The sequence below is a fragment of the Salegentibacter flavus genome (assembly GCF_900115145.1).
GTDB lineage: Bacteria > Bacteroidota > Bacteroidia > Flavobacteriales > Flavobacteriaceae > Salegentibacter > Salegentibacter flavus.
Genome location: NZ_FOVL01000043.1, coordinates 1 through 2,621 on the forward strand (window position 1 = coordinate 1; position 2,621 = coordinate 2,621).

2 protein-coding genes are annotated in these 2,621 nt (G+C 36.0%); one reads left to right on the top strand and one right to left on the bottom strand.

Features of this window, described 5'->3' with window-relative positions; genetic code table 11:
- Positions 1-114: 114 nt before the first annotated feature.
- Positions 115-1,680, bottom strand: coding sequence for a Fic family protein (locus tag BM266_RS16830; protein WP_093411631.1), 1,566 nt, complete (start codon positions 1,678-1,680; stop codon positions 115-117).
- Between the two features lie 442 nt (positions 1,681-2,122).
- Between BM266_RS16830 and BM266_RS17460 the strand changes: the two genes are divergently transcribed.
- A complete protein-coding gene (locus tag BM266_RS17460; protein WP_245760484.1) occupies positions 2,123-2,335 on the top strand; it encodes a site-specific integrase in 213 nt (70 codons plus the stop codon).
- The last annotated feature ends 286 nt before the right edge of the window (positions 2,336-2,621 follow it).

Here is a 2,621-nt window from a genome sequence, read left to right on the forward strand (position 1 = left end):
CTTTAATTCTTTAATCTCTTCTTGTGTCATAATCTAGTCTAAAAATTTTAATTTAATTTTCAAAGTCTAGACAGACTTGAGATTACACTCTCAAACCCTGGTCTGGTAAAAGCACTAACTTTCCATGAACAACTCCCTGAAAGTCTCCTCTATTTCACGAACCTCTTCTGCTTTGAGGTTGACAAATTCCTTTTCGAGGGCTCTTTTAGATAGTTTTCCCCCATTCTGTTCAAGGAATCTTACCAGGAGGGCTACCATTTTATCCGGCATTTCATATTCGTCATCCAACCATCTTTTAAAAGCATCATAAGCCGTGAGGTATTGAATTTCCTGAGGAATTATATTATCTATGGTGTCGTTTACGCAATCATATAAAAATTCCGTTTGCTTAGTAATGTCAAAAAAACGATAGTAATCCAGAGTATCGTTCATTACCTGGACATTGTTGTCAGGTGTTTGCGCCCAGTCAATATGATCTAGAAGTGGATGTGAATAATCTTCAAGAATCTTTCTATAGTCATCAATATGATCAAGAATAGAGGCTGAAACAGGAAATATTACCCCTTGTTGAGAAAATTTTTTCTTCGCCAGGAGATGATGGATTATATATCTATGAATCCGTCCGTTCCCGTCAACAAAGGGATGAATAAACACAAAACCAAAAGCAATTTTTGCGGCGGCCATGACTGCTGCAAAATCATTTTCAAGTAATAATTGATTTGTAGCAAGCAAGCCTTTTATTAGCTTAGGCAGATCATCAGGCTTTGCGGAAATATGATCTGGTATTGGTGCCCCAGTTGTCCTATCATGTTCTCCAATAAAGCCTCCCTTTTTCCTAAAGCCCATTTCTACGAATCGACTGTTTTCAATCACCACTTGCTGCAATCTCACGAATTCATCTTCTGAAAGATCTTTTGTCCCTGCCTGTCCTATCGCTTGGCCCCATCTTGCTGCACGTTTGCTTGGAGGGCTTTCTCCCTCTATGGTAAAAGAAGCTTTAGAATCCTTTAAAAGGAGAAACGACGAAGCTCTTTGAATGATATCCTTACGTATACCCTTTAAATATTCAGTTTTTTTCTTCTCTAAATCGGCCTGAGAGAATTCAAGTTTCGCAGTTCTACGAATTAATGGACAAAAATATGGAGTGCCTGGGAGGTTATTAATCACCAAATGACGTTTTGATTTTGTTCCATTTATAGCAAACTGGAGATTACTATCTATAGCGGGAACGTAACTTTTTTTAGTGAGCGCCTTCTTTTGAGGAATCTCTTTTTCCATAATCCATTCCAAAAAGAACCATATCCTCCGGCTATATTGTCCGGTAGGTTCAATATCCGTCAACTCATATAGTTCTTCTTCAGAAAAGTACCTCGTTAGTGCACTAAACACTAATAAATTCACCCCTTCATATTTTAAACTGAATACCAGGTGCTTATAAAGGGCTTCGATTCTGGAAAGTTTTTCATTATCTTCGGGCAAATAACTTGGTGGGAAGACCCGCCAGTCTTCCGTTTCAAAAGATTTGTTTTGATTACAGATCAAAGCCACGGGCTTTTGAATAGGAATATTAAGACCCAGCTTATCAATTATAGCCGCGTATCCTACGATGGTACCTTTTTCTGGTCGTTCTAGCCCGTGAAAAACAGGCGCATCAGAATAAAAATGGGCGGAAATTGACATATAAAAATAAATTTGAGCGCAAGATAAATAAAAAATAGGTGCAGACACTAAAAAATGAGCGCAAAATAAAGGTGCCTATTAAAAATAGGCGCAATAAATTAACTTTGCCACAGAGCCCTTAAAAAATTCCAAAATATATTTTCTCTAGCGCTTTATTAATCCGAGTGGCTCTAAAACCCTAACCCATTACCATAGATAAAAATTTAACTATTTTATTAACGACATATTTTGTCACTATTATTCATTTACTTTTCTTTATAGAATTGAGAAAATGAGCAGATCCAAATAATAGGCTTTACTATATTATGAATAAAAATGAAAAGCCATTAAGTATTAAAATTCCAGATAAAGCCAATACCCTTTCTTAAAAGGTGCCAATTATAACAATGAGGAAGATATTTTTAGAAAAACAAGAAATGCAACAAAGCTGTTTAATAAATATTTGAAACGGATTGCCAGCCAATGCGAAATTGATAAGAATTTATCAAATCATATTGTGCGTCACAGTTTCGGGAATATTGCGGGAGATAGAATCCATCCTTTAATGCTACAAAAGCTTCACCGGCATAGTGATTTAAAAAACCACCCTGAATTACCAGGCCAATTTATTCATAGAGATGCAGATGATGCTTTGGATAGTGTAATCAATTTTTAAAAAAGTTTATTTTAAAGAGAAGCTTATTATTGCTTTTCATATTACATAATGTGGCAACTAGTTTTTATTTCAGTTCGTAATTTCCTTTCGCCCATTTTATTGTCACCGGTTCAATCCATTCTTTCAACGAGTAAGAAACTAGGACTAATAGCCGTGTATAATGAGCTCCTGAAAATAGACATTTGCTATTGCTGGATATACTGGTGATGCTGACCCCTCGTACTGGCCATACTGACCCCTCAAGGATTTTGGTCAAAAAGATAAGATAATGACAATATTACAGTTT